Below are 24,322 nucleotides of genomic sequence, written 5' to 3'. Positions count from 1 at the left end.
TGTCGTGACACCGCGCGCTTGCCGTGCCGCGGGAGCGCGGGGGCGCCTCTACGCCGCGAGCGCGTAGGCCTCCGCCGCCGCGACCTGCGCCTCGCTCGGCCGCACCCCGGTGTAGAGCACGAACTGCTCCAGCGCCTGGAGCTTGGCGATCTCGGCGCCGGTCACCACGCGCTTGCCGAGCGCCCGGGCGAGCGTCAGCAGCGGCGTCTCGACCGGCCTGGCGACGACGTCGATCACGATCTCGGCCGCCTCCACCTGCGCGCGCGTGAAGGCGAGCGCCTCGGCGTCGCGGCCGGTCATGCCCAACGGGGTGACGTTGACCAGCACCGGCGCGCGGAGCGACTCGCCCTCGGCCCGCCAGTCGCAGCCGAGCGCGTCCGCCAGCGCGCGCCCCTTGGCGGCGTTGCGCGCGACGATCACGCCCTCGGTGAAGCCGGCGTCGACCAGCGCGGTCGCGGTCGCCTTGGCCATGCCGCCGCTGCCGCGCAGCACGAAGCACGCGCGCGCGAGCGGCTCGACCAGCGCGCGCACCGCGCTGTAATCGGTGTTGTAGCCCAGCAGCGTGCCCTCGTCGTTGACGATGGTGTTGACGCTGTCGATCGCCGCGGCGGAGTCGCGCAGCCCGTCGAGCAGCGGGATCACGTCCTCCTTGAACGGCATCGATACCGCGCAGCCGCGGATGTCGAGCGCGCGGATGCCGCGCACCGCTCCTTCCAGGTCGGTGGTGGAGAAAGCCTTGTACACATAGTCGAGGCCGAGCGAATCGTAGAGATGGTTGTGGAAGCGCGAGCCGAACGTGCCGGGTCGCGCGGCCAGCGACATGCACAGGCGGGTGGTCGGGCCGATCGGTGGCTTCATCGGTGATTCTCCTCGTCTGCGGCGGCGATAGCCGATGCGCGCGGCATAGGCCGAATCGACTCGTCCTGTCCGAGGAGGCCAAGGCAGGTCGAGCGACGACGGGAGGGCGCGGCGAGGGTCGTTCGCACCGAGCCGCGGCGATGCCTCTCCTCTCAGCTTCGGCGTGCTCCGGCGGCCGCCGGAACACGGCTCAGGCCAACGGCAGCGCCGCCTGTGCCGGCGCCTCGTCGCGCTGCAGCCCCGAGAGCGTCAGCCCTAGCAGCCTGATCCCGCCGTCCACTGGCAACAGGGGTGCCAGCAGCGCGCGCCCGATCGTCACCATCTGCGCGCGGCTCTCCACCGGCGCGGCCAGCGAGCGAGCGCGCGTGATCGTCGCGAAGTCGGCGCGGCGCAGCTTGAGCGTGACGGTGCGGCCGCGCGCCGCCGCGCGCTCGATCCGCGCCCAGGCCGCGTCGGCGACGCGCTCGAGCGCCTCCTCGATCGCGGGCGTCTCGGACAGGTTGGTCTCGAAGGTGCGCTCGGCGCCCACCGACTTGGCCTCGCGGTGCGCGCGCACCGGGCGATCGTCGATCCCGCGCGCGGCGCCGTGGAGATAGTCGGCGTAACTGCCGAAATGCGCGCGGAGGAACGCGATGTCGCGCTCGCGCAGGTCGGCGCCGGTCTCGATGCCCAGTCGGGCCATCTTCGCCGCGGTCACCGGCCCGACGCCGTGGAAGCGCTTCACCGGCAGCGAGGCGACGAAGGCCGCGCCGCGCCCCGGCGGGATCACGCACAGTCCGTCCGGCTTGTTCTGGTCCGAGGCGAGCTTGGCGATGAACTTGTTGTAGCTCACCCCGGCCGAGGCGGTGAGCTGGGTCTCGGCGGCGATGCGCGCGCGGATCTGCTCGGCGATCGCGCTCGCCGAGCCGAGTCGGCGCACGTCCTCGGTGACGTCGAGATAGGCCTCGTCGAGCGAGAGCGGCTCGATCAGGTCGGTATAGTCACCGAAGATCGCGTGGATCTGCTGGCTGACCGCGCGATAGACGTCGAAGCGCGGCGGCACGAACACCAGGTTGGGGCAGCGTCGCAGCGCGATGACCGATGGCATCGCCGAGCGCACCCCGAAGGCGCGCGCCTCGTAGCTCGCCGCTGCCACGACCCCGCGCGCGCGCGCGCCGCCCACCGCGACCGGGCGCCCGCGCAGCTCGGGCGCGTCGCGCTGCTCGACCGACGCGTAGAAGGCGTCCATGTCGATATGGATGATCTTGCGGGTCCCGGACGCGGTCACGCGCGCGATATAGGGTGGCAGGTGGCCGTGACGCGATGACTTTCGCGGCGCGATCGGCTAGGGGGCGCGGCATGACCAGCGAGCTCCAGCGACCGATCCTCACGCCCCCGGACGATGCGCAGAAGGTACTGCTCCACTCCTGCTGCGCGCCCTGCTCGGGTGAGGTCATGGAGGCGATGACTGCGAGCGGGATCGACTATACCATCTTCTTCTACAATCCCAACATCCACCCCAAAGAGGAATATCTGCTCCGTAAGGAGGAGAATATCCGCTTCGCCGAGACCCACGGCGTGCCCTTCGTCGACGCCGACTATGACACCGCCAATTGGTTCAAGCGCGCGCGCGGGATGGAGCAGGAGCCCGAGCGCGGGATCCGCTGCACGATGTGCTTCGACATGCGCTTCGAGCGCACCGCGCTGTACGCGCACGAGCACGGCTTCCCGGTCATCACCTCGTCGCTCGGCATCTCGCGCTGGAAGAACATGGCGCAGATCAACGACTGCGGCGAGCGCGCGGCGGCGCATTACCCCGGGGTCAGTTACTGGACCTTCAACTGGCGCAAGGGCGGCGGCGCGGCGCGGATGATCGAGATCAGCAAGCGCGAGCATTTCTACCAGCAGGAATATTGCGGCTGCGTCTACTCGCTGCGCGACACCAACGCGCACCGCGTCTCGCAGGGACGCGAGGAGATCCGCATCGGCGAGCTCTATTACGGCGACGAGCCGAAGGGATGATCGACGATCCTCCCCGCATGGCGGGGAGGAATAAGTGCCGCCCTCCGACTAGTTCGCGACCATCATTAACGCTTCATCCATCCCGTGCTGGCATGCCCGGCGACGGAACAACGGGGGACACGGCGGCGACATGCGCGTACTCGCGATGGCATCGCAGAAGGGCGGATCGGGCAAGACCACGCTCTCGGGGCATCTGGCGGTGCAGGCGCAGCTCGCCGGCGCCGGGCCGGTGGTGCTGATCGACATCGACCCGCAGGGCTCGCTCGCGGACTGGTGGAACGAGCGGCAGGACGAGTTCCCCGCTTTCGCCCAGACCAGCGTGTCGCGCCTCGCCGCCGACCTGGAGGCGCTGCGCGCGCAGGGCTTCAAGCTGGCGGTGATCGACACGCCGCCGGCCATCACCATGGCGATCCAGAGCGTCGTCCAGGTCGCCGAGCTGATCGTGATCCCGACGCGCCCGAGCCCGCACGACCTGCGCGCGGTCGGCGCCACCGTCGACCTGTGCGAGCGCTCGGGCAAGCCGCTGCTGTTCGTCGTCAACGCCGCGACGCCGAAGGCGCGGATCACCTCGGACGCCGCGATCGCGCTGTCGCAGCACGGCACGGTGGCGCCGATCACGGTGCACCAGCGCACCGACTTCGCCGCCTCGATGATCGATGGGCGCACCGTGATGGAGGTCGATCCCAGGGGCCGTTCCGCCGCGGAGATCGCCGAGCTGTGGAGCTATGTCTCCGATCGGCTGGAGAAGAACTTCCGCCGCACCGTCTTCGCCGCGCCCAAGCCGGGCACGACGCCGACGCGGCCGCAGGGGGCGGGCTTCGGCCGTCGCGTGGTGGCCTGATGTTCGGGACGAAGCCGATGGCCGCGCTCAGCGCCGGATTGCTCGCGCGCAAGGGTCAGGCGCGTCCCGCGATGCGTCGCGCCGACACGCTCGCCGCGCTGGCGAGCGCGGGCGACGATCTGGGCTGGAACGACATGGGGGAGGGGACGCCCGCCGCGCTGCCGCCGGTGCTCGCCGCGCGCGAGCGGCTCGCCGCGGAGCTGGGGCCGGCGGCTGCGCCGCGTGCGGTCGCGCTGGCGCCGGGCAAGCGCGTCGCCTTCACGCTCCGGCTCGACGGGGCGCGGCACGGGTGGCTGCGCCAGGCCGCGGCGGCGCGGGGCGTCTCGGCGCAGGTGCTGCTGACCGAGGCGCTCGACCGCTACGCGGCGGACGCGGCGTGAGGCGCGTCGCGGTGATCGGCGCGCTCAGCCTCGTGCTGCTGGGCGCGGGCCTCGCCGAGGTCGTCGTGCCCGCCGCTGCGACGAGCGACGGCAGCGCGCGCGCCGCGGACGCCGCGCGCCACGCCGGGCGCGCGCGCGCGGCGCTCGCCAAGCGCCGCTGGGATCGCGCGGTGCGCGAGAGCGAGGTCGCGGTCGCGGACGCGCCCGCGGACGGCGAGCACCGCCGGCTGCTCGGGATCGCCTATCTGCGCGCCGGGCGGTTCGCCTCGGCGGCGCGCTCGTTCGAGGACGCGCTGACGCTGCGCCACGACGACCATGCCGCCGCGCTCGACCTCGCGCTGGCGCAGGTCGCGCTCGGCCGGTGGGACCGCGCGCGCGCCACGCTCGACGCGCATGCCGAAGGCATCGCCGCGGCCGATCGCGGGCTGGCGCTCGCGCTCGCCGGCGACCTGCCGGGCGCGCTCCAGGTGCTGATGCCCGCCGCGCGCGGCCCGCAGGCGGACGCCAAGACGCGGCAGAACCTCGCCTTCACCCTAGCGCTCGCGGGCCAGTGGCCGCAGGCGCGCGCGCTGGCCGCCTATGACCTGCCCGCCGACGCGGTCGACCGCCGGCTCGCCGCCTGGGCGGCACTGGCGCAGCCGCGCGCGGCGTCGGACCAGGTCGCCGCGCTGCTCGGCATCACGCCGACGAGCGACCCCGGGCTGCCGATCGCGCTCGCGCTCGTGGCGCCGGCGGCCGCCGCGGTCGCGGTCGACGCCCCGCCGCCGCCCGCTTTCGTGTCGCAGATCGTCCCGCCCGCGGCACCGCCGCTGGTGTCGCGACCGGTACCGCCCGTCGCCGAGCCGGCCCCGGCGCGCGCCGCGGCGACTCGTCCGAGGCCGCTGACACCCGTCGGCTATGTCATCCAGCTCGGCGCCTATGAGAATGCCGCGGTGGCGCGCGACGGTTGGCGCGGCGCGCTGCGGCGCTGGCCCATGCTCGGCCGGCTCCGCCCCACCGGCATACCGGCGGACAGGAGCACGACTCTGTATCGACTCTCGGTCGGCGGCGTGGCGCGCGGCGACGCGATCCAGCTGTGCCGCGGCTATCGCGCGCGCGGCGGTCGCTGCTTCGTGCGGCTGGCCGCGGGGGATCGCCCGGCGCCGTGGCGAGCAGGCCTGCGTCTCGCGGCTAAGTAGATGGAACGCCTTCTCTAATCGTTCGTTGGCGTAACGAACGGGGCGAAGGGGATCGGATGCCATCTGCCGAGGGGCTGCGCGAGCGGGTCGACGCGCTCGCGCCATGGTTTCACAACATCGATCTCGGCGACGGGTTGACCACCGCCCCCGATCACTTCCTCGGCGACTATCCGCGCGAGAAGTTCGCCGCCTTCGCCAGCTGCGTGCCCGACGATCTCACCGGCAAGTCGGTCCTCGACATCGGCTGCAACGCCGGTTTCTACTCGGTCGAGATGAAGCGTCGCGGGGCGGCGCGCGTCGTCGGGATCGACTGGGACGAACGCTATCTCGCGCAGGCGCGGCTCGCCACCGAGACGCTCGGCTTCGGCGACAGCGTCGAGTTCCGGCAGCTGTCGGTCTATGACGTGGCCGCGCTGGGCGAGCGCTTCGACCTCGTGATCTTCATGGGCGTGCTCTACCACCTTCGCCACCCTCTGCTCGCGCTCGACCTCATCCGCGAGCATGTCGCGCGCGACCTGATGCTGTTCCAGACGATGCAGCAGGGCTCGACCGGGTTGAGCGACGTGCCCGAGGACCATCCCTTCTTCCTGCCCGGCACCTACACGCCGCCCCCCTATTTCGACGATCCGGCCTATCCGAAGATGCACTTCATCGAGCGCAAGTTCGCGGGCGACTGGACGAACTGGTGGGCACCCAACCGCGCCGGCTCGGAGGCGATGCTGCGCGCCTCGGGGTTCGCGGTGCTGGCGCACCCGCAGGACGACGTCTATCTCTGCCGCGTCGCCGACGTGCCCTATACGCAGCATGGGCCCGCCGCCGTCTATCCGGCCCAGCCACGAGCCTGAGGAAGCCACGAGCGTGAGGGGAATGAGCGCGTGATCGAAGCCGCGATGATCTGGAACGAGCCCAACAACAAATCGCATTGGGACCCGGAGGTCGACCCCGACTGGAGCAAGTTCGCCGACACGGTCTCACGCGCCGGCGCGGCGATCGCCTCGGTCAACCCCGACGTGACCCGCGTGCTCGGCGGGATGTCGCCGATCGACCCGCTGTGGGTGCGGCGGCTCGAGGCGCACGGCTGCCTCGACGCGGTCGACGTGCTCGCGGTGCACGGCTTCCCGCTCGACTGGAACCTGTGGTCGATCCACGACTGGCCCGCCAAGGTCGCCGAGATCGAGGCGGTCACCGACAAGCCGGTGTGGGTCACCGAGGTCGGCGTCGGCTCCTTCGGCGCGGAGGAGGTGCAGGTGTTCGGCGTCGAGAAGACCGCCGAGCTGCTGATCGGGCGCGTGCCCCGGATCTACTGGTACTCGCTGTTCGACCTGCCGCAGGAATGGGGCGCCACCACGCGCCACCGCGAGGCCGAGGGATCGAGCTATTACCGCCATTTCTACATGGGGCTGATCCGCGCCGACGGCACGCCCAAGCCCTCGCTCGACAGCTATGCCAAGGTGGCGAGCGAGATGGGGCTGATGCAGTGGTTCCATTATCAGGACCCGCGGCTCGACGACGCGGTGGCGTGGATGAAGCGGCTCGGCACGCGCAAGCTGCGCACCGGTCTCTCCTGGGCGGACAGCTTCCGGCCGGACGCGATCGACTGGTTCGACCGCCAGATGGAGGCGCTCGCCGACTTCGACGTCACGGTCACCTTCTGCTTCACGCCCGAGCATCTCGGCATCCAGCCGCACCACACCTCGGCGGCGCGCGACCCCCAGGCCTTCGCGGATTTCTGCGCCTGGATGATCGACCGCTACGCCCCCGCGCGGAGCGCGCTCCCCACGGTGGCGGCGCTCGCGTGAGTCCAGCGACGATGACGGCCGCGGTGCTGGTTGCGCCGCGGCGGATGGAGCTCGAGACCGCGCCGGTGCCGGAGCCCGGCGCCGACGAGGTGCGGGTGCGGCTCGAGGGTTGCGGCGTCTGCGCCTCGAACGTCGAGCCGTGGGAGGGGCAGCCCTGGTCGACCTATCCCGGCGGGCCCGGCGGCATGGGCCACGAGGGTTGGGGCGTGGTCGACGCGGTCGGCGCGGGCGTCACCGCGGTGGCACCGGGCGACCGCGTCACGATGCTGTCGACCAACAGCTTCGCGGGCTATGACGTGACTCGGGTCGACCAGCTGGTGAAGCTGCCCGCCGCGCTCGACGGTCGCGCCTTCCCAGGCGAGCCGCTCGCCTGCGCGATGAACATCTTCCGCCGCAGCGCGATCGAGCCTGGTCAGACCGTCGCGATCGTCGGCATCGGTTTCCTCGGCGCCGTCCTCACCCGGCTGGCGAGCGAGGCGGGCGCGCGGGTGATCGCGATCTCGCGGCGGCCCGAGTCGCTCGCACTGGCGACCCGCTACGGCGCGGCCGAGACGATCGCGATGGACGATCACTGGGCGATCATCGAGCGGGTCAAGCGGCTCACCGGCGAGGCGCTGTGTGAGCGCGTGATCGAGGCGGTCGGCAAGCAATGGCCGCTCGATCTCGCCTCGGCGATCACCGGCTTCGGCGGGCGACTGGTGGTGGCGGGCTATCACCAGGACGGCCCGCGTCAGGTCAACATGCAGGACTGGAACTGGAAGGGCATCGACGTGATCAACGCGCATGAGCGCGACCCGCGCGTCAACCTTCGTGGGCTGGAGCAGGCGGTCGAGGCGGTGGCGGGCGGTCGGATCGATCTCGCGCCGCTGCTGACGCACCATTACCCGCTCGGTGAGCTCGACGCCGCGATCGCGGCGACGCGCGACAAGCCGCACGGCTTCGTCAAGGCGGTGATCGATCTTGGGTAGGGCGGCCAAGCCGCGCGTCGGCTTCCTCGGTGCGGGCTGGATCGGCCGCCACCGCATGGCGGCGATGATCGCGAGCGGCTGTGTCGAGCCGGTCGCGGTCTGCGAGCCCGGCGCCGACAACCTCCGCGAGGCGCTCGCGCTCGCCCCCGGGCTGCGCGCCGCCGAGTCGCCCGAGGCGCTGCTCGCGCTCGGGCTGGACGGGGTGGTGATCGCGACCCCCAGCGCGCTCCATGCCGCTCAGTCGATCCAGGCGCTCGAGGCGCGCGCGGCGGTGTTCTGCCAGAAGCCGCTGGGGCGCGACGCGGGCGAGGCGGCCGCGGTCGTCGCGGCGGCGCGCGCGGCCGACCGGCTGCTCGGGCTCGACCTATCGTACCGTTTCACGGAAGGCGTCCGACAGATCGGCGAGCTGCTCGCGCGCGACGCGCTCGGCCGGCTGTTCGCGATCGATCTCACCTTCCACAATGCCTATGGCCCGGACAAGCCCTGGTTCTACGATCGCGCCCAGTCGGGCGGCGGCTGCGTGATGGACCTCGGCATCCACCTCGCCGACCTCGCGCTGTGGCTCACCGACTTCCCCGCGGCCGAGGTGACCGACGCCGCGCTCTACGCGGGTGGCGCGGCGCTGGGCGAGGGTTCGGTCGAGGATTACGCGGTCGCCACGGTGCGGCTGGGTGACGGCGTGACGCTGCGCCTGGCCTGTTCCTGGCGGCTGCACGCCGGGCAGGACGCGGTGATCGAGGCGGCCTTCTACGGCGCCGAGGGCGGCGCGGCGCTGCGCAACGTCGGCGGGTCGTTCTACGACTTCACCGCCGAGCATTTCCGCGGCACCGCGCGCGAGACCCTGGCGCTCCCGCCGGACGACTGGGGCGGCCGCGCCGCGGTCGACTGGGCCGAGCGGCTCGCCGCGGGCGCGCGCTTCGACGAGAGCGCGGAGCGGTTCGTGCGCACCGCCGCGCTGCTCGACTCGATCTACGCGCGGGCGCGGGAGCGTGCCTGACAGCGGGGCGGGAAGGGGGCGCCGCTGTCCTGCTCGACATTAGCCAGGACGAGACGCTCCACGCCGTCGTCATCCCGCCCTCTCGGGCAGGCCGGGAGCCATCAGGGCTGACGTACCGGCCCCCTCACCGAGGTGGTCGCGTGAGGATCCCGTCTCGCGCGGACGACGAGGTGAGATGAGGCACGCGCCTCAGCTCTCCGCGCTGCCCTCGACCTCGAACAGCGAGCGATATTGCCGCGGCTGCGAGCGCAGATATTGGTCGGGCGCCTTCACCCGCCCACCCAGATGCGCCGCCGCGTGCCACGGCCAGCGCGGGTCGTAGAGGATCGTCCGTGCCAGCGCGATCAGGTCGGCGTCGCCCGTGCCCACGATCGCCTCGGCCTGCTCATAGTCGGTGATCAGGCCGACCGCGACCACGGGGATCGACACCGCCTGCTTCACCGCGCGCGCCAGCGGCACCTGGTAGCTAGGGCCGACCGGAATGTCCTGGCGCGGGTCGAGCCCGCCGCTCGAGACGTGGATCGCGGCGCAGCCGCGCGCCTCCAGCGCCTCGGCGAAGGCGATCGTCTGCTCCGCGTCCCAGCCGCCCTCGACCCAGTCGCTGCCCGACACCCGCATCGTCACCGCGCGATCCGCGGGGAAGGCGCCGCGCACCGCGTCGAACACCTCGAGCGGGAAGCGCAGCCGGTTCTCGAGGCTGCCACCATAATCGTCGTCGCGCCGGTTCGACAGCGGCGACAGGAACTGGTGCAGCAGGTAGCCGTGCGCGCCATGCAGCTGCACCGCGTCGATCCCGAGCCGCGCCGCGCGCCGCGCCGCGGCGGCGAAGGCGTCGCGCACCCGCGCCAGCCCGTCGCGGTCGAGCGCCGCGGGCGGGTTCTCCCCCTCGGCGAAGGCGAGCGGCGAGGGGGCGAGCGTCTGCCATCCGTCGGCGTGACCGGGTGCGAGCTGCTTGCCGCCCTTCCACGGCAGGTCGGTCGACGCCTTGCGCCCAGCGTGGGCGAGCTGGATCGCGATCGGCATGTCCGAGTGGCGGCGCACCGACTCGAGCACGCGCGCCATCGCCGCCTCGGTGGCGTCGTCCCACAAGCCGACGTCGGCGTAGGTGATGCGCCCCTCGGGCTCGACCGCGGTGGCCTCGATCGTCAGCAGCGCCGCGCCGGAGAGCGCGAGCTGGCCGAGATGGATCAGGTGCCAGTCTGTCATGCACCCGTCCTCGGCCGAATATTGGCACATCGGCGCGATGACGATCCGGTTGGCCAGCGACACGCCGCCGACCTGGAGAGGCTCGAATAGCTTGGGTCCGCTCACGCGACGTTCCTCGATAGGGGTAGGTCAGGGATACGCATCAGGCGCCCGTCGGTGCCGCGCGCGGCGGAGAGAGAAAATTTACCCTGACGTGAGATTAACTGTGTCGACGCACTCGGACATGACGGAGGATCGCGGGATGATCATCGCTGCCGGCTATGCCATCGGTTTCGGCTTCACGCTCATGGCGGTGGCACGCACCTGCTGGCGGATGCGGAGTCGCCCCGCGCGCGCTTTCGCCTGACGCGACACGGCCGCGCCACCTGATCGGTGGCGCGGCCGCGGTTGTCTGATGGGAAAGCGTTGCTCAGGCGCGCCCGTGCCCCGTCCGCTCCAGCATCGCCGCCTCGACCGGGGTGAGCCCCGCGCGGGGGTCGTCGTTGACGCGCTTGGTCGCGCTCGCGGCGGGCTTGGTGCGGAACAGGCTCAGGGTCGTGCTCTTCATGACTAACCTCACAACGGGACAGGACATCTGTCGCTCGTCATGGGAGCCAGAACCGGGGCAATCCCGCTTTGTTCCCGGCGTTCACGGAAGTGGAGCGGGGCCGATGTGCCTCGGCGCACGCAGGGATCTAGGTCACGGCGCTGCGCTGGAATGGGCCTGGATCGCCGCGTCCCTGGGAGTACGCGTACTTCAGGCGATGGGACGAGACGCACGGGAAGGAACGCCGACGCTCAGCTCGGGTGTGCCTCGGCTTCCTGTACGTCGGGAGTGTGCTCGAGCGGTACGGCGGCGGGCGCGCCGTCCGGATCGGCACGGGTCTCTCTCACGTCGCTCGGTGGCGCCTCGGCGGGGTCGCGGTCGTCCATGGTCGTCCTCCTGCGGGAACGACGACAACGCGCCGCGCGCGGGAAGGTCGCGCGACATCGCGCGGGGCCTCGCCCCACCATCGACCTGGATTTTGGCTGACCTCGCGCGGAGGATGATTGGTCGGGGAAAGAGGATTCGAACCTCCGGCCCCTGCGTCCCGAACACAGTGCTCTACCAGGCTGAGCTATTCCCCGACCAGGGTGCCGTCCGGCCAGAGCCGGCGACAGGGCGCGGCTTATATCAGCGGTTCGATCGTGCGCAAGCGGCTATTCGCGCGCCCGTGACGATTGCTGGACGGGCCCCCGCGCAACCCCCCTTGGCGGCGCCGCGCGGGCGTGGAAAGAGCGGCATCATGTCGCTGATCGAGTGGGTCGCCACGCTGCTGGGTATCGCCTGTGTCGCGCTCGCGGCGCGGCGCAGCGTGTGGACCTTCCCGACCGCGATCGGCTCGGTGACGCTGCTCGGCGCGGTGGTGTTCGCGCAGCGGCTCTACTCCGACGCCTTGCTCCAGGCCTTCTTCGTCGTCGCTAACCTCTACGGCTGGGCGACATGGCAGCGCGCGCGCCGTTCCCTCGGCGAGGTCAGGGTGGAGCGGCTCGGCCCGTCGGCGCGGCGCGGCTGGGCGGCCGCGATCGTCATCGCGGCGCTGCTGTGGGGCGCCGCGATGCACTGGCTCACCGACGCGGCCTATCCCTGGTGGGACGCGGGCATCGCCGCCGCCAGCGTCGCGGCGCAGCTGCTCATGGCGCGGCGCAAGCTCGAGAATTGGTGGCTGTGGATCGCGGTCGATATCGCCTCGGTGCCGCTCTACCTCGCCAAGCAGCTGTATCTCTTCGCCGCGCTCTACCTGGTGTATCTCGCGCTCGCGGTGATCGGGCTGGTCGAGTGGCGACGCGCCCGCGCGGCCGCGCCGGCGCTGGCGGTGCCGGCGTGACGCTGCGCACGATCTGCCTCCACGGGCCCGAGAGCACGGGCAAGTCGACGATGGCGCCGCGGCTCGCCCGCCAGTTCGACTCGGTGAGCGTCGCCGAGTTCGGGCGGACCTATTGCGAGCGCTACGGCACCGACCTCACGATGGCCGATCTGGTGGTGATCGCGCACACGCAGGACATGAAGGCGCGCAAGGCGGTCGACTCGGGCGCGCACCCCGTGATCCTCGACACCGATCCGCTGATGAGCGCGGTATGGGCCGATATGATGTTCGGCCGCCGCGATCCCTGGTTCGCGCGCTGGAACAACGTCGCCGACCTGTATCTGCTGTTCGACATCGACCTGCCCTGGCAGCCCGACGGCACGCGGCTGTTCGGCAATCGCGCGGCGCGGCAGCGCTTCTTCGACCTGTCGCGGCGCGAGCTGGAGCGCCGCGGGGTGCGCTGGGCGCTGGTGAGCGGCGAGGGTAGCCGCCGCTATCTCAACGCGCTCGACGCCATCCACGCCGCGGCGTGAGACGGGTCACGCCCGCCGAATGGCTGGCGCGGCCGGTCACGCTGCGCTAGGCACCCGCGGATCATGGCCACCCCCCTCGACACGATCCGCAATTTCTCGATCATCGCCCATATCGACCACGGCAAGTCGACCCTCGCCGACCGCCTGATCCAGGCCACCGGCGGCCTCTCGGACCGCGAGATGAGCGAGCAGGTGCTCGACAACATGGAGATCGAGAAGGAGCGCGGCATCACGATCAAGGCGCAGACCGTGCGCCTCTCCTACAAGGCGCAGGACGGCGAGACGTACACGCTGAACCTGATGGACACGCCCGGCCACGTCGACTTCGCCTATGAGGTCAGCCGCAGCCTCGCCGCCTGCGAGGGCGCGCTGCTGGTCGTGGACGCGGCGCAGGGCGTCGAGGCGCAGACGCTCGCCAACGTCTATCAGTCGATCGAGCACGACCATGAGATCGTGCCCGTGATCAACAAGATCGACCTGCCCGCCGCCGAGCCCGAGCAGGTGCGCCGGGAGATCGAGGACGTGATCGGCCTCGACGCCTCCGAGGCGGTGCTCGCCAGCGCCAAGTCGGGGATCGGCATCGCCGACATCCTCGAGGCGATCGTGCGCAAGATCCCGCCGCCCAAGGGCGACGCCGACGCGCCGCTCAAGGCGATGCTGGTCGACAGCTGGTACGATCCGTACCTCGGCGTGGTCATCCTGGTGCGCGTGATCGACGGTACGCTCAGGAAGGGCCAGCAGGTCACCTTCATGCAGGCCGGGACGCAGCATCTGGTCGACCGCGTCGGCTGCTTTCGCCCCAAGATCGAGCAGCTGACCGACCTCGGCCCCGGCGAGATCGGCTTCATCACCGCGCAGATCAAGGACGTCGCCATGGCGCGGGTCGGCGACACGCTGACCGACGCCAAACGCCCCGCGGCCGAGGCGCTGCCGGGCTTCAAGGAGGTCCAGCCGGTCGTCTTCTGCGGGCTGTTCCCCGTCGACGCCAACGACTTCGAGAAATTGCGCGAGAGCATCTCGAAGCTGCGGCTCAACGACGCCTCGTTCAGCTTCGAGATGGAGACCAGCGCCGCGCTCGGCTTCGGCTTCCGCTGCGGCTTCCTCGGGCTGCTGCACCTCGAGATCATCCAGGAGCGGCTCACCCGCGAGTATGACCTCGACCTGATCACCACCGCACCCTCGGTGGTCTATCAGATCGAGCTGTCCCACGGCGGCGGGCACATCGAGCTTCACAACCCGGCGGACATGCCCGATCCCAACAAGATCGAGAGCATCAGCGAGCCGTGGATCGAGGCGGTGATCTACGTCCCCGACGAGTATCTCGGCTCGATCCTGAAGCTGTGCCAGGACCGCCGCGGCATCCAGAAGAACCTGACCTATGTCGGCGGGCGCGCGCAGGCGACCTACGAGCTGCCGCTCAACGAGGTGGTGTTCGACTTCTACGACCGGCTCAAGTCGCTGTCGAAGGGCTATGCCAGCTTCGACTATCACCAGATCGGGTACCGCGAGGGCGACCTCGTCAAGATGTCGATCCTGGTCAACGAGGAGCCGGTCGACGCGCTCAGCATGATCGTCCACCGCGGCACCGCCGAGGTGCGCGGGCGCGGCATGTGCGAGCGACTCAAGGAGCTGATCCCGCGGCATCTCTTCAAGATCCCGATCCAGGCGGCGATCGGCGGCAAGGTGATCGCACGCGAGACGATCAGCGCGATGCGCAAGGACGTCACCGCCAAATGCTACGGCGGCGACGCGACGCGTAAGCGCAAGCTGCTGGAGAAGCAGAAGAAGGGTAAGCTGAAGATGCGCGAGTACGGCAGCGTCAGCATCCCCCAGGAGGCCTTCATCGCGGCGCTGCGGATGGGCGACGAGAACTGACCGTCAGGCGGCGCGCCCGTCAAGCGGGTAGCGCCGCCGTCCGTCCGCGGGCGCGCCGTCGAAGCGATCGCGCACCTCCGCGTTGAAATAACGACCGGCGGACGGCGCGGCGACCAGCGCGTCATAGGTCGCGCGCGGGACCTCGCTGTACCGGTAGCGTCGCCCGGCGCGGAAGGTGACGTGCAGCGTGCGCGCCTCATCGTCGTAGGCGAGATGCTCGATCAGCGACGAGGCGGGGCGATGCGCGCGCATGATCCGTCAGCGCTGGTCGCCCCCCGGCGTTCCCGCGAGCGCGACGAATCGAATCCGAGCCGCGGCGGCGCGAGTCCGCTTATTGTATCCGCGCGGATACGGTGCGATGGCACCGTCATGCGTGTCCTCCTCTCGCTGCTCCTGCTCCTGTTCGCCGGCCCCGCCCTGGCGCAGGAGCGCGCCCAGGCGTCGGCGGCGCCGCTCGTGCTCGCCGCCGCCAGCCTGCAGGAGGCGATGAGCGACGCCGCCGACGCCTGGGCGCGGCAGGGCCACGCCCGGCCGGTGCTCTCCTTCGCGGCGTCATCGGCGCTCGCGCGGCAGATCACCGCCGGCGGCCGCGCCGACCTGTTCGCCTCGGCCGACACCGACTGGATGGACGAGGTCGAGCGCCGCGGCCGGATCGTCCCCGGCACGCGCGCCGTGCTCGCGCACAACCGGCTGGTCGTGGTCGCGCGCCCCGGCACAGCCGACGTGAGCGCCACGCGCGGCGGCGTGCTGGCGCGCCGGCTCGGCGCCGCGCCGCTGGCGATGGCCGACCCGGCGGCGGTGCCCGCGGGCAAATATGGCGAGGCCGCGCTGCGCGAGCTCGGCGCCTGGGAGTCGGTGAGCGGCCGCGTCGTGCGCGCGGAGAATGTCCGCGCCGCGCTGGCGCTGGTGGAGCGCGGCGCCGCGCCCTACGGCATCGTCTACGCCACCGACGCGCGCGCCTCGGCGGCGGTGCGGATCGCCGGCGTCTTCCCGCGCGCCAGTCATCCGCCGATCGTCTATCCCGTCGCGCGGCTCACCGACGGCCCGGCGGCGCGCGAGGCGGAGGGCTTCCGGCGCTTCCTGCTGTCGCGCGCGGGTCAGGCGATCCTGGCGCGGCGGGGCTTCGCGCCGCGGTGAGCGAGCTCGCCGCGATCGTGCGGCTCACCTTGCTGGTCGGCGGCACCGCGACGCTGGCGACGCTGCCGCTCGCCTTCGCGCTCGCCTGGGCGCTGGCGCGCTGGCAGTTCCCGGGCAAGGTGCTGGTCGACGGGCTGATCCACCTGCCGCTGGTGGTGCCCCCGGTGGTCACGGGCTGGCTGCTGCTGCTGGCCTTCGCGCCCGCGGGCCCGATCGGCGGCGCGCTGGAGCGCTGGCTCGGCGTCTCGGTGCTGTTCCGCTGGACCGGCGCGGCGATCGCCGCGGGCGTGATGGCGCTGCCACTGATGGTGCGCGCGATCCGGCTGTCGCTGGAGGCGGTCGACCGGCGGCTCGAGCAGGCCGCGCGCACGCTCGGCGCGGGGCGGTGGCGCAGCTACGCGACGGTGACCTTGCCGCTCGCCGCGCCGGGGATCGCGGCCGGCGCGGTGCTCGGTTTCGCCCGCTCGATCGGCGAGTTCGGCGCGACGATCACCTTCGTCTCGAACGTGCCAGGGGAGACGCAGACGCTGCCGCTCGCGATCTACGCCGCGCTCCAGACACCCGGCGGCGAGGCGTCGGTGTGGCGGCTCGCCGCGGCGTCGGTCGCGCTGTCGCTCGCCGCCTTGGTGGCGGCGGAGTGGCTGGTGCGGCGCGCGGGGCGGGGCGTCCGTGTCCTTTGACGTCGACGTGAGCGCCGCGCGCGGCGACGCCAGCGTGGGCGCGCGCTTCGCGGTGGGGGAGGGGCTCACCGTCCTGGTCGGCCCCTCGGGCGCGGGCAAGACGAGCCTGCTCGACATGATCGCCGGGCTGCTGCGACCATCGCGCGGCCATGTCCGGGTCGGCGGTCGGACGCTGTACGACTCCGCATCGGGTATCGACCTGCCGCCGGAGCGCCGCCGCGCCGGCTATGTCTTCCAGGACATGCGACTGTTCCCCCACCGGCGGGTGCGCGCCAACCTGTTGTACGGTGCGCCCGACGCGGCGCGGCTGGCGGAGGTGGCGGCGATGCTCGACGTGTCGCACCTGCTGGAGCGCTGGCCGCGCACGCTCTCGGGCGGCGAGGCGCGCCGGGTGGCGATCGGCCGAGCGCTGCTGAGCGACGCCGCCTTCCTGCTGCTCGACGAGCCGCTGTCGTCGCTCGACCCGGCGCGGCGCGAGGAGGCGACGCGCGCGATCGAGCGCGTGCGCGACGCGCGCGCGGTGCCGATCCTGATGGTCACGCACGATCGCGGCGAGGCCGAGCGGCTGGGCGACCGCGTGATCGCGATCGGCTGACGCGCAGGGACCCCGGTCAGCCGTCAGCGTGCTCCCGCGCAGGGTGGAGCCCAGGGTCGCGCGCGCTGCCGCGGCGGCCGCGGCCTCCCGCGTCGCCGGAGCACGGTTCAGGCCGGATCAGTCATGCCCGCCCCTCGCTGGCACCACCCTCAGGCCGCGGCGGACCGCTCTTCCAGCGAGGCGAGCGTCGAGCGCAGCCGGTCGGCCATGTCCTGCAGCGTCACCGTGCCGATGTCGGCGTCCGACGCGCCCTCGACCCGGAGCAGCCCGGCGACCGCCAGCTGGATCTGGGTGACATAGTCGATCCGCTGGATGCTCGCCATGTGGCGGCGCAGCGTCTCGCCGTTGCTGCCGAGATCATAGGCGAGGTCGTTCAGCATGTTCGAGGCGAACACCAGCTCCTCGGCCAGCGCGAGAGCGAGCGCGCGCGGCAGCGCTGCCTCGGTCATTTCGAACACATCTTGAGGACGCCCGCGACCAGCGCGTCGCTCGCCACCGGCTGCGACACCATCCCGCGCGCCAGCGTGTAACCGCCCTCGTCCGACGGCGAGAAGGCGTAGCCGCCCGCGGAATTGAGCGCCTTGAGCCCGCCGGCGCCGTCCTCGTTCGAGTCGAGCAGCAGCACGCCCACCGCGTTGCTCGCCGCCGCCTTGGCGGCCGAGGCGAACAGCAGCGAGATCGACGGCCGCTCGCCCGCGATCGGATCGCGCGGCAGCAGGCGCAGCGTACCATTGGGCCAGCTGTCGATCACCAGATGCGCGTCGCCGTGGGGAGCGAGATAGATCGTGCCCTGATCGGGCTTCATCCCGTCCGCCGCGACCACCACCTTGGGCGCGACCTGCTCGGCGAGCTTCTCCGCCATGCTCTCGACCAGCCCGGGACCGAGGTGCTGGACCACCACCGTCGGCGGGCAGTTGGCGGGAAAGTTCGAGAAGAGGTCGAAGATCGACTTGGTGCTCGACGCGTCGCCGCCGACGAGCAGCAGGCGGCCGTTCCAGTCGATCGGCGGCGCCTTGGCGGTCTTGGGCGGGGCCTTGGGCTTGATGTCGGCCTTCTTGGCCGCCTTGAGGCGCTTGGCGAGCTTGGCGATGATCGCGTCCAGCTCGGCCGGGGCGGCGACGCGCGGCTTGGGGAAACAGTCGATCGCGCCGAGCCGCAGCGCCTCGATCGACTCGGCCGCGCCGTCCTGCGTCCGGGTCGAGAACATGATCACCGGCATCGGCTTGGTGTCCATGATCTCGGCGAGATACTCGAGGCCGCTCATGCCCGGCATCTCGACGTCGAGCGTCATCACGTCGGGCCAGGTCGAGGCGACCAGCGCGCGCGCCTCGGCCGCACCGTCGGCCATGCCGACGACTTCCACCCCGGGGATGCGCTCCAGCGCGCCGGAGATCAGGGCGCGCATGGTCAACGAATCGTCGACCACCAATACTCTCGTTCCAGCCATGACCCCGTCCTAGACGATAAGCGTAAACGTAACTTTTATCACTTGGATCAGGCGGCGTCCGCCATGGCGCTGCGCTCGACCAGCCGCTCGAGCGCGAGCACCAGGATCAGCCGCTGGTCGATCGTCGCCAGACCGTCGAGGAACTGCGCCGCCGCGGCATCGCCCATGTCGGGGAGCGGCTGCATGTCCTCGGTCTGCACCGTGACGATGTCGTTGACCGCGTCGACGATGATGCCCTGGAGCTGCTCGCCGATGCGCACGACGATGATCACGTGGCGCGCGGTCGGATCGGTGACGCCCCAGCCCAGCCGATGGCGCAGGTCGAGCACCGGCAGGACGACACCCCGCAGGTTGACGACGCCGCGCACGTGGCTGGGTACGTTGGGCAGCGGCGTGGCGGGCGACCAGGCGCGGATCTCACGGATGGCCATGATGTCGACGCCCAGATGCTGGTCGCCGAGCTGGAAGGTGATGAGCTGACGGGACATGGACTGGTTCCTCGGAAGGCTGATGGCGGTCGGCGGGATCAGTGCAGCACGCGCCGGATCGCGGCGGCGAGCTTCTCAGGGTGGAAGGGCTTGACGATCCAGCCGGTGGCGCCGGCGTCGCGCGCGCGCTGCTTCTTCTCGTCGGAGCTCTCGGTGGTGAGCACCAGGATCGGCAGCGTGCGGCGGCCGTCGGCGCGGACCTGCTCGATCAGACCGAAACCGTCCATGCGCGGCATGTTGATGTCGGTGATGAGCAGGTCGGGCTCCTCCTCGGGCTCGAAATTCTGGAGCGTCTCGAGCGCGTGCACCCCGTCCTCCGCCTCGACGACATTGTAGCCGAGATCGGTCAGCGCCGCGCGCAGCAGCATCCGCATGCTGGGCGAGTCGTCCACGGTCATGATCGTCTTGGTCACGGGAAGGGGCTCCTGGGAAAGGCTGGAAATCAGAAGAATTCGACGTCGCCGACGGCGGCGATCGCGGCGGCAGGGGCGGGGGTGGCGCGGATCACCGGCGGCGGCGCGCCCTCGGTGACGACGCGGCAGCGCGCCAGGCCGAGCGCGGCGCGGAACTCGACCCGCCGCGCGCCATTGCCGCCGACGTCCTCGCCGACGAGCGGGATCCGCTCGTCACGCAGGAAGCGGCGCGCGAAGGCGATATTGTCGCCGCCGATGTCGCGGAAGCCCGAGCGCATCGTCGCGCCGCCGAAGATGCGCGCCTTCATGCGCGACCGCACCGCGCCCATCGAGAGCATGGCGTTGATCAGCACTTCCATGGCGTACACACCATAGCGCTGCATCGAGGCGGCGTCGGACACATTCCCCTCGGCTAACAGGTAATGGTTAAGGCCTCCCACCTTCGCGACCGGATCGTAGAAGCAGGCGGCGACGCAGCTACCCAGGACGGTGGTCAGCACCACGTCCTCCTGGTCGCTGACCTTGGTCTCGCCCTGCGCCACGGTGAGCCGGCGGAAGCCGTCGCGGAGCGTGATGCTGTTCATGCGCGACATTCCTGGAGCAATCGCGGCGCGATGCGGCGCAGCGGCAGCTGTTGTACCACCGCGCCGATGCGGTGCGCCACCGCGGGCATGCCGTAGACGACGCTGGTGGCCTCGTCCTGGCCGATCGTGACCGAGCCGGTGGCGCGCATCGCCAGCATGCCCTCGGCCCCGTCGGCGCCCATGCCGGTGAGCAGCGCGCCCACCGCGTCCGCCCCGGCGCAGCGCGCCACCGAGTGGAACAGGGTGTCGACCGAGGGCTGGTGGCCGCTCACCTTGGGTCCCTGGAGCAGGCGGCAGTGGCGCTTGCCGCCGCTGCCCGCGACCTCGAGGTGGCGGTCGCCGCCGGGCGCGAGATAGACCTTGCCGACCTGGAGCGGCGCGCCCGCGCGCGCCTCCTCCACGCTCGGGCGGCACAGCCGGTCGAGCCGCGCCGCGAAGCTGGCGGTGAAGCTCGCCGGCATGTGCTGCACGATCACGGTCGGCGGGCAGTTGGCCGGGAAGCCGGTGAGCAGCTCGATCAGCGCCTCGACCCCGCCGGTCGACGCGCCGACCGCGATCATCGTGTTGTCGCGCGGGCGATAGTCACCGTCGACCGGCTCGCTCTTCGGCGGTAGCGGGGCGAGGCGCCGGCGCGTGCCCGAGGCGGCGCGCACCAGCGCGGGCAGCCGGATCGCCTCGCCCTCGCGACGCAGCGCGAGCTTGTCGAAACACTCGAACGCGCCGAGCTCCAGCGCGGCGATGCTCGCCTCGGCGCCGTCGGAAGTGAGCGTCGACAGCATCACCACCGGGGTCGGGCGCAGCCGCATCAGCCGCTCGAGGAAGTCGAGCCCGTTCATCCCCGGCATCTCGATGTCGAGCGTGACGACGTCGGGGTCGAGCTCCTTGATCTTGGCGCGCGCCTCGTCGGCGCTCGCGGCGGTGCCGACGACCTCGATCGCGGGGTCGACCGACAAGGTGCGCCGGATCAGCGCCTGCATCGTGAGCGAGTCGTCGACGACGAGGGTGCGGACGCTCATGCCGCCACCTTCAGATAGGCGGTGCGCCCCACGCTCTCGAAGCGGTGCGCGACCTCGTCGGCGAGCCGCTCGGAATGGCCGATGTAGAGCATGCCCCCCGTCTCCAGATGGTCAGCGAGCCGTGCTTGCAGCCGCGCTTTGGTTGGTTCGTCGAAGTAGATCATCACGTTGCGGCAGCAGATCGCGTCGAACCGGCCGCGCATCGGCCAGTTGCCGAGCAGGTTGAGCGGGCGGAAGGCGATCGCGTCGCGCAGCAGCGGGTCGACCGTCTGGCGCTCGCTCGTGCCGCTCAGCCAGGTGCCGCGCAGCGCCGCGGGGACCGTGCGCAGCGTCGCCGCCGGATAGGTGCCGGCGCGCGCGGTGGCGAGCACGCTGGGCGAGACGTCGGTGGCGAGCAGCTTGAAGTCGGCGCGCAGCACGCGCTGCGCCAGCCCGCGGTCGGTGCCGAAGCTCGCCATCAGCCAGCTGTACGGTTCCTCGCCGCTGGAGCAGGCCGCCGACCACAGCCGCACGCGCCCGCCGCCGAGCACGCGCTGCGACAGCTTGGGCCATAGCCGCGCGACGAAATCCTCGAAGTGGTGGGCCTCGCGGAAGAAGGCGGTGTGGTTGGTGGTGATCGCGTCGAACATGCGCAGCCGCTCGTCGGCGTCCTGCTCGATCAGCCGGATATAGGCGCCGACGCTGTCGAGCCCGCACGCGCGAACGCGGGGCGCGACCCGGCCGTACACCAGCTGCGCCTTGCCGTCGGGCAGCAGGATCCCGAGCTCGTCGTACACCAGCCGCGCGATCGCCTGATGGTCCGCCGGCACGAAGTGGAACTCGCGCTTGAGCGACGACTCGCTGGGGAGGGCGACCGCCGGGTTCATGCCGCGTGGGCCAGCACCGCCGGTCGCGGCGCGCGGACGCGATGCGCGGTGAGCGCGTCGACGTCGATGATCAGCGCGACGCGGCCGTCGCCGAGGATCGTCGCGCCGGCCAGCCCGTTGATCGCCTGGTAATTGGCCTCGAGGCTCTTCACCACGACCTGGCGCTGGTCCTGGATCGAGTCGACCAGCAGCGCGGCCTGGCCGTGGTCGGCCTCGACCACGATCAGCACCGCGCTGGCGGGGTCGCGCTCGCCGCCGCCCAGGCCGAGCTGTTCGGCCACCGGGTAGATCGGCACGTAGGAGCCGCGCACGTCGAGCACGGACCCATCGACGCCGATCGCGGTCACCGCGCCGTCGGTCGGGCGCAGGCTCTCGACGATGTGGCTGAGCGGGATCACGAAGGTCTGGTCGCCGACGGTGACGATCATGCCGTCGACCACCGCGAGCGTCAGCGGCAGGCTGAGCGAGAAGCTCGACCCCGAGCCGAACTTCGACTGGATGCCGATGCGGCCGCCGAGCGCCTGGACGTTCTTGCGCACCACGTCCATGCCGACGCCGCGCCCCGAGATGTTCGAGACCGTCGCCGCGGTCGAGAAGCCCGGGGCGAAGATGAGGTTGTCGACCTCCTCGTCGCTCAGCACCGCGTCGGGCAGGATGATGCCGCGCTCGATCGCCTTGGCGCGGACGCGCGCGCGGTCGATGCCGCGCCCGTCGTCGCTGACGGTGATGACGATGCGGCCCGAGTGGTGCGCCGCCGACAGCGTGACCACGCCCTCGGCGGGCTTGCCCGCCGCGACCCGCTCCTCGGGCGTCTCCAGCCCATGGTCGACCGCGTTGCGGATGAGGTGCGTCAGCGGCTCGCCGATCCGCTCGACCACGGTCTTGTCGACCTCGGTCATCTCGCCCTCGATGTCGAGACGGACGCGCTTGCCGGTCTCGCCCTCGAGCTCGCGGATGATGCGCGGCACGCGGCTGAACACCGTCTTCATGGGCTGGGCACGGATCGCCATGGTCGATTCCTGCAGCTCGCGCGTCAGGTGATCGAGATCGGTCAGCTCGGAGATGCCGGCCATGTTGTTCTCGGACAGGCGCTGCGCGAGCATCGCCTGGGTGATCACCAGCTCGCCGACGAGATTGACGAGGCGGTCGAGCTTGTCGAGGTCGACTCGGATCGTCTGCGCCACCGCGGTCGGCGCCGGCGCCACCACCGAGGCGACGACCGGCGCGGGCGGTGCGGGCCTGGGCGCCGGCGTCGCGGTGGCGGGCGCCGGACTGGGCGCGGGCGTGGCCGCCGCGACGGGCGCCGCCGGGGCCGCGGCGCTCGCGGGCGAGGGCGCGGCCGCGACCGGCTCGGGCACCGCGACGGGGGCGGGTGCGGCGGCCGCGCGCGCGAGCGTCACCGCGCAGCCGTCGGTGAACTCGAAGACCGAGCGGATGTCGTCCTCGTCGACGCTCGCGGGCACCGCGATCGTCCAGGCGAGATAGGAGACCTCGGGGTCGATCGATGCCAGCGGCAGCAGCGCCGACGTGTCACATGACAGCACGCGGCCGCCCATCCGCACCAGCTCGCGCAGCAGCAGCAGCGGCTCGCCGCCGTTGTCGAGCGCGTTCGGGGTGGGCTTGAACGTGACCAGCCAGTCGTGCGGTGCGTCCGCCGCGGAGCCGTCGTCGACCGCCGTGTCGGCGGCGGGGGCGACGTCGCCGAGCATCGCCATGAGATCGTCGAGATCGTCGCCCAGGCTGATCGGGGCGGGCGTGAAGGCGATGTCCTCCGCGCCGGCCGGACGCGCGACGGGCTCGGCCGCGGGCGCCTCGTCGCCGCTGGCGGCCGCGATCAGGCGAGCGAGCATCACCGCGTCGTCGGGCGACTCACCCGAGTCGCGCGCCGCGGCGACATGGTCGGCGAGCATGTCGAAGGCGGCGACGATCAGGTTGGTCAGCGCCGGGGTGAGCGTCAGCGCGCCGCTCCGCAGCAGGTCGAGCAGCGTCTCATATTGGTGAGTATAGGCCTGGAGCCGCTCGTGCCCGAACGCGCCAGCGCCGCCCTTGATCGAGTGGACCGCGCGGAAGATGCCGTTGATCGTCTCGGCGTCGTAGTTTTCGGACCGGAGCGCGGCGAAGGCGCCCTCCATGCCGGCCAGGCCTTCCTCGCATTCCTGGAAGAAGATCTGCTGGATTGCGTCGAGGTCCAAGACGTCTGCTCCTGTGAACCGGGCGGGGTGCGCTTAGGCGGCGGAGAGGTCGACCGCGGCGAGCGCGGCGGCGTCGGCGAAGGGGATGCTCACCGCGGTCAGCGCGAAGCTCTGCCCCTGCGCGGTCGCGGCGGCGCGCGCGGCGATCAGCACCTGCAGGCAGGCCTGGCCGATCTGCTCCACCGCGCTGCCGTCGACCGCGAGCGGCTGCGCCTGTTCGACCAGCTTCTTCAACGCGACGCGCAGCGGCGGTGCGGCGGCGGTGTCGAGACGGGGAGGGAGCACGTACACCATCGCGGGATCCTGATCAGTCGAGCGGGCAGGTGAGGGATGCCGATCCTCCGCCGCGGCGGGGAGCGGCCATCACCCATTCCCATCCCCCAATATAGGCGCGTCGGGTGACCGGGTCGGTCCTGCCCGGTGCCGTCGCGCCTAACTTCCT

29 protein-coding genes and 1 tRNA gene are annotated in these 24,322 nt (G+C 71.7%); 14 read left to right on the top strand and 16 right to left on the bottom strand.

Features of this window, described 5'->3' with window-relative positions; genetic code table 11:
• Window positions 1–48: 48 nt before the first annotated feature.
• Together KZ813_RS04060 and dinB are read right to left on the bottom strand one after the other, a co-directional pair.
• Window positions 49–858: a shikimate 5-dehydrogenase gene (locus KZ813_RS04060; protein ID WP_219753677.1), complete on the bottom strand. Its 810-nt coding sequence runs from the start codon at window positions 856–858 to the stop codon at window positions 49–51.
• 190 nt (window positions 859–1,048) lie between these two features.
• Window positions 1,049–2,125, bottom strand: a complete 1,077-nt coding sequence (gene dinB, locus KZ813_RS04055) for a DNA polymerase IV (RefSeq protein ID WP_308461775.1) — start codon at window positions 2,123–2,125, stop codon at window positions 1,049–1,051.
• Window positions 2,126–2,196: 71 nt separating this feature from the next.
• On the opposite strand from dinB, the gene KZ813_RS04050 reads away from it, so the two are divergent.
• The 8 genes from KZ813_RS04050 to KZ813_RS04015 all read left to right on the top strand — a co-directional run bounded on the left by KZ813_RS04050 (window position 2,197) and on the right by KZ813_RS04015 (window position 9,022).
• Window positions 2,197–2,859, top strand: coding sequence for an epoxyqueuosine reductase QueH (locus KZ813_RS04050; protein WP_219753676.1), 663 nt, complete (start codon window positions 2,197–2,199; stop codon window positions 2,857–2,859).
• A gap of 130 nt (window positions 2,860–2,989) precedes the next feature.
• Window positions 2,990–3,700, top strand: a complete 711-nt coding sequence (locus KZ813_RS04045; protein WP_219753675.1) for an AAA family ATPase — start codon at window positions 2,990–2,992, stop codon at window positions 3,698–3,700.
• A 17-nt stretch (window positions 3,701–3,717) separates the two neighbouring features.
• The gene (locus tag KZ813_RS04040) at window positions 3,718–4,080 is read left to right on the top strand and encodes a hypothetical protein (RefSeq protein WP_258046386.1); all 363 of its coding nucleotides are present in this window, start codon (window positions 3,718–3,720) and stop codon (window positions 4,078–4,080) included.
• Window positions 4,077–5,258 carry a tetratricopeptide repeat protein gene (locus KZ813_RS04035; RefSeq protein WP_219753673.1) on the top strand — a complete coding sequence of 394 codons (1,182 nt, stop codon included), beginning with the start codon at window positions 4,077–4,079 and terminating at the stop codon, window positions 5,256–5,258. Before KZ813_RS04040 ends, KZ813_RS04035 begins: the two co-directional genes overlap by 4 nt.
• 56 nt (window positions 5,259–5,314) lie before the next feature.
• On the top strand, window positions 5,315–6,103 hold the full coding sequence (locus tag KZ813_RS04030; RefSeq protein ID WP_219753672.1) for a TIGR04290 family methyltransferase: 789 nt from the start codon (window positions 5,315–5,317) through the stop codon (window positions 6,101–6,103).
• A 30-nt stretch (window positions 6,104–6,133) separates the two neighbouring features.
• Window positions 6,134–7,057, top strand: coding sequence for a glycosyl hydrolase (locus tag KZ813_RS04025; RefSeq protein WP_219753671.1), 924 nt, complete (start codon window positions 6,134–6,136; stop codon window positions 7,055–7,057).
• A gap of 23 nt (window positions 7,058–7,080) precedes the next feature.
• The gene (locus KZ813_RS04020) at window positions 7,081–8,025 is read left to right on the top strand and encodes an MDR/zinc-dependent alcohol dehydrogenase-like family protein (protein ID WP_308461774.1); all 945 of its coding nucleotides are present in this window, start codon (window positions 7,081–7,083) and stop codon (window positions 8,023–8,025) included.
• Window positions 8,018–9,022: a Gfo/Idh/MocA family protein gene (locus KZ813_RS04015; RefSeq protein ID WP_258046385.1), complete on the top strand. Its 1,005-nt coding sequence runs from the start codon at window positions 8,018–8,020 to the stop codon at window positions 9,020–9,022. Before KZ813_RS04020 ends, KZ813_RS04015 begins: the two co-directional genes overlap by 8 nt.
• Before the next feature lie 189 nt (window positions 9,023–9,211).
• Here KZ813_RS04015 and KZ813_RS04010 read toward each other — a convergent pair whose 3' ends face one another.
• From KZ813_RS04010 to KZ813_RS04000, 4 genes are all read right to left on the bottom strand, one after another.
• A complete protein-coding gene (locus KZ813_RS04010) occupies window positions 9,212–10,333 on the bottom strand; it encodes an NADH:flavin oxidoreductase/NADH oxidase (RefSeq protein ID WP_219753670.1) in 1,122 nt (373 codons plus the stop codon).
• 304 nt (window positions 10,334–10,637) lie between these two features.
• A complete protein-coding gene (locus tag KZ813_RS04005; protein ID WP_219753669.1) occupies window positions 10,638–10,775 on the bottom strand; it encodes a hypothetical protein in 138 nt (45 codons plus the stop codon).
• 230 nt (window positions 10,776–11,005) lie between these two features.
• Window positions 11,006–11,140, bottom strand: coding sequence for a hypothetical protein (locus KZ813_RS20020; protein WP_258046384.1), 135 nt, complete (start codon window positions 11,138–11,140; stop codon window positions 11,006–11,008).
• Between the two features lie 118 nt (window positions 11,141–11,258).
• Window positions 11,259–11,335 (bottom strand) — tRNA-Pro (locus tag KZ813_RS04000).
• 158 nt (window positions 11,336–11,493) lie between these two features.
• Here KZ813_RS04000 and pnuC point away from each other — a divergent pair.
• From pnuC to lepA, 3 genes are all read left to right on the top strand, one after another.
• Window positions 11,494–12,075, top strand: coding sequence for a nicotinamide riboside transporter PnuC (gene pnuC, locus KZ813_RS03995; RefSeq protein ID WP_219753668.1), 582 nt, complete (start codon window positions 11,494–11,496; stop codon window positions 12,073–12,075).
• Window positions 12,072–12,587 carry an AAA family ATPase gene (locus tag KZ813_RS03990; protein ID WP_219753667.1) on the top strand — a complete coding sequence of 172 codons (516 nt, stop codon included), beginning with the start codon at window positions 12,072–12,074 and terminating at the stop codon, window positions 12,585–12,587. Before pnuC ends, KZ813_RS03990 begins: the two co-directional genes overlap by 4 nt.
• A 63-nt stretch (window positions 12,588–12,650) precedes the next feature.
• The gene (lepA, locus tag KZ813_RS03985) at window positions 12,651–14,462 is read left to right on the top strand and encodes a translation elongation factor 4 (RefSeq protein WP_219753666.1); all 1,812 of its coding nucleotides are present in this window, start codon (window positions 12,651–12,653) and stop codon (window positions 14,460–14,462) included.
• A gap of 3 nt (window positions 14,463–14,465) precedes the next feature.
• On the opposite strand, the gene KZ813_RS03980 is transcribed toward lepA, so the two are convergent.
• Complete coding sequence (locus KZ813_RS03980; RefSeq protein ID WP_219753665.1) at window positions 14,466–14,714, bottom strand: KTSC domain-containing protein; 249 nt, start codon at window positions 14,712–14,714, stop codon at window positions 14,466–14,468.
• A gap of 117 nt (window positions 14,715–14,831) precedes the next feature.
• Between KZ813_RS03980 and modA the strand changes: the two genes are divergently transcribed.
• Genes modA through KZ813_RS03965 form a run of 3 tightly spaced genes read left to right on the top strand, consistent with a single transcriptional unit; the run spans window position 14,832 to window position 16,874 of the window.
• Complete coding sequence (gene modA, locus KZ813_RS03975; RefSeq protein ID WP_219753664.1) at window positions 14,832–15,599, top strand: molybdate ABC transporter substrate-binding protein; 768 nt, start codon at window positions 14,832–14,834, stop codon at window positions 15,597–15,599.
• The gene (modB, locus tag KZ813_RS03970) at window positions 15,596–16,279 is read left to right on the top strand and encodes a molybdate ABC transporter permease subunit (protein ID WP_219753663.1); all 684 of its coding nucleotides are present in this window, start codon (window positions 15,596–15,598) and stop codon (window positions 16,277–16,279) included. The genes modA and modB overlap by 4 nt, the downstream gene beginning before the upstream one ends.
• On the top strand, window positions 16,269–16,874 hold the full coding sequence (locus KZ813_RS03965; protein WP_219753662.1) for an ATP-binding cassette domain-containing protein: 606 nt from the start codon (window positions 16,269–16,271) through the stop codon (window positions 16,872–16,874). The genes modB and KZ813_RS03965 overlap by 11 nt, the downstream gene beginning before the upstream one ends.
• A 149-nt stretch (window positions 16,875–17,023) precedes the next feature.
• Here the strand turns inward: KZ813_RS03965 and KZ813_RS03960 are convergent, their stop codons facing one another.
• From KZ813_RS03960 to KZ813_RS03920, 9 genes are read right to left on the bottom strand one after another with little or no spacing between them, the layout of a single operon-like run.
• Window positions 17,024–17,323 carry a hypothetical protein gene (locus KZ813_RS03960; RefSeq protein ID WP_219753661.1) on the bottom strand — a complete coding sequence of 100 codons (300 nt, stop codon included), beginning with the start codon at window positions 17,321–17,323 and terminating at the stop codon, window positions 17,024–17,026.
• The gene (locus KZ813_RS03955) at window positions 17,320–18,321 is read right to left on the bottom strand and encodes a chemotaxis protein CheB (protein ID WP_219753660.1); all 1,002 of its coding nucleotides are present in this window, start codon (window positions 18,319–18,321) and stop codon (window positions 17,320–17,322) included. The genes KZ813_RS03960 and KZ813_RS03955 overlap by 4 nt, the downstream gene beginning before the upstream one ends.
• 47 nt (window positions 18,322–18,368) lie before the next feature.
• Complete coding sequence (locus KZ813_RS03950) at window positions 18,369–18,809, bottom strand: chemotaxis protein CheW (protein WP_183943207.1); 441 nt, start codon at window positions 18,807–18,809, stop codon at window positions 18,369–18,371.
• 38 nt (window positions 18,810–18,847) lie between these two features.
• Window positions 18,848–19,222 (bottom strand): response regulator, encoded by a 375-nt coding sequence (locus KZ813_RS03945; protein WP_219753659.1) that lies wholly within the window; start codon window positions 19,220–19,222, stop codon window positions 18,848–18,850.
• 29 nt (window positions 19,223–19,251) lie between these two features.
• The gene (locus KZ813_RS03940; protein WP_219753658.1) at window positions 19,252–19,806 is read right to left on the bottom strand and encodes a chemotaxis protein CheD; all 555 of its coding nucleotides are present in this window, start codon (window positions 19,804–19,806) and stop codon (window positions 19,252–19,254) included.
• A complete protein-coding gene (locus KZ813_RS03935; RefSeq protein WP_219753657.1) occupies window positions 19,803–20,822 on the bottom strand; it encodes a protein-glutamate methylesterase/protein-glutamine glutaminase in 1,020 nt (339 codons plus the stop codon). Before KZ813_RS03935 ends, KZ813_RS03940 begins: the two co-directional genes overlap by 4 nt.
• Window positions 20,819–21,688, bottom strand: coding sequence for a CheR family methyltransferase (locus KZ813_RS03930; RefSeq protein ID WP_219753656.1), 870 nt, complete (start codon window positions 21,686–21,688; stop codon window positions 20,819–20,821). Before KZ813_RS03930 ends, KZ813_RS03935 begins: the two co-directional genes overlap by 4 nt.
• Window positions 21,685–23,880 (bottom strand): chemotaxis protein CheA, encoded by a 2,196-nt coding sequence (locus KZ813_RS03925; RefSeq protein ID WP_219753655.1) that lies wholly within the window; start codon window positions 23,878–23,880, stop codon window positions 21,685–21,687. The genes KZ813_RS03930 and KZ813_RS03925 overlap by 4 nt, the downstream gene beginning before the upstream one ends.
• Window positions 23,881–23,913: 33 nt before the next feature.
• Window positions 23,914–24,174 carry an STAS domain-containing protein gene (locus KZ813_RS03920; RefSeq protein WP_219753654.1) on the bottom strand — a complete coding sequence of 87 codons (261 nt, stop codon included), beginning with the start codon at window positions 24,172–24,174 and terminating at the stop codon, window positions 23,914–23,916.
• Window positions 24,175–24,322: the final 148 nt, after the last annotated feature.

This window comes from Sphingomonas folli (assembly GCF_019429525.1).
Taxonomy (GTDB): Bacteria; Pseudomonadota; Alphaproteobacteria; order Sphingomonadales; family Sphingomonadaceae; genus Sphingomonas; species Sphingomonas folii.
The sequence above is the reverse complement of the archived record's forward strand: the minus strand, read 5'-3'. Positions and strand labels throughout refer to the sequence as shown.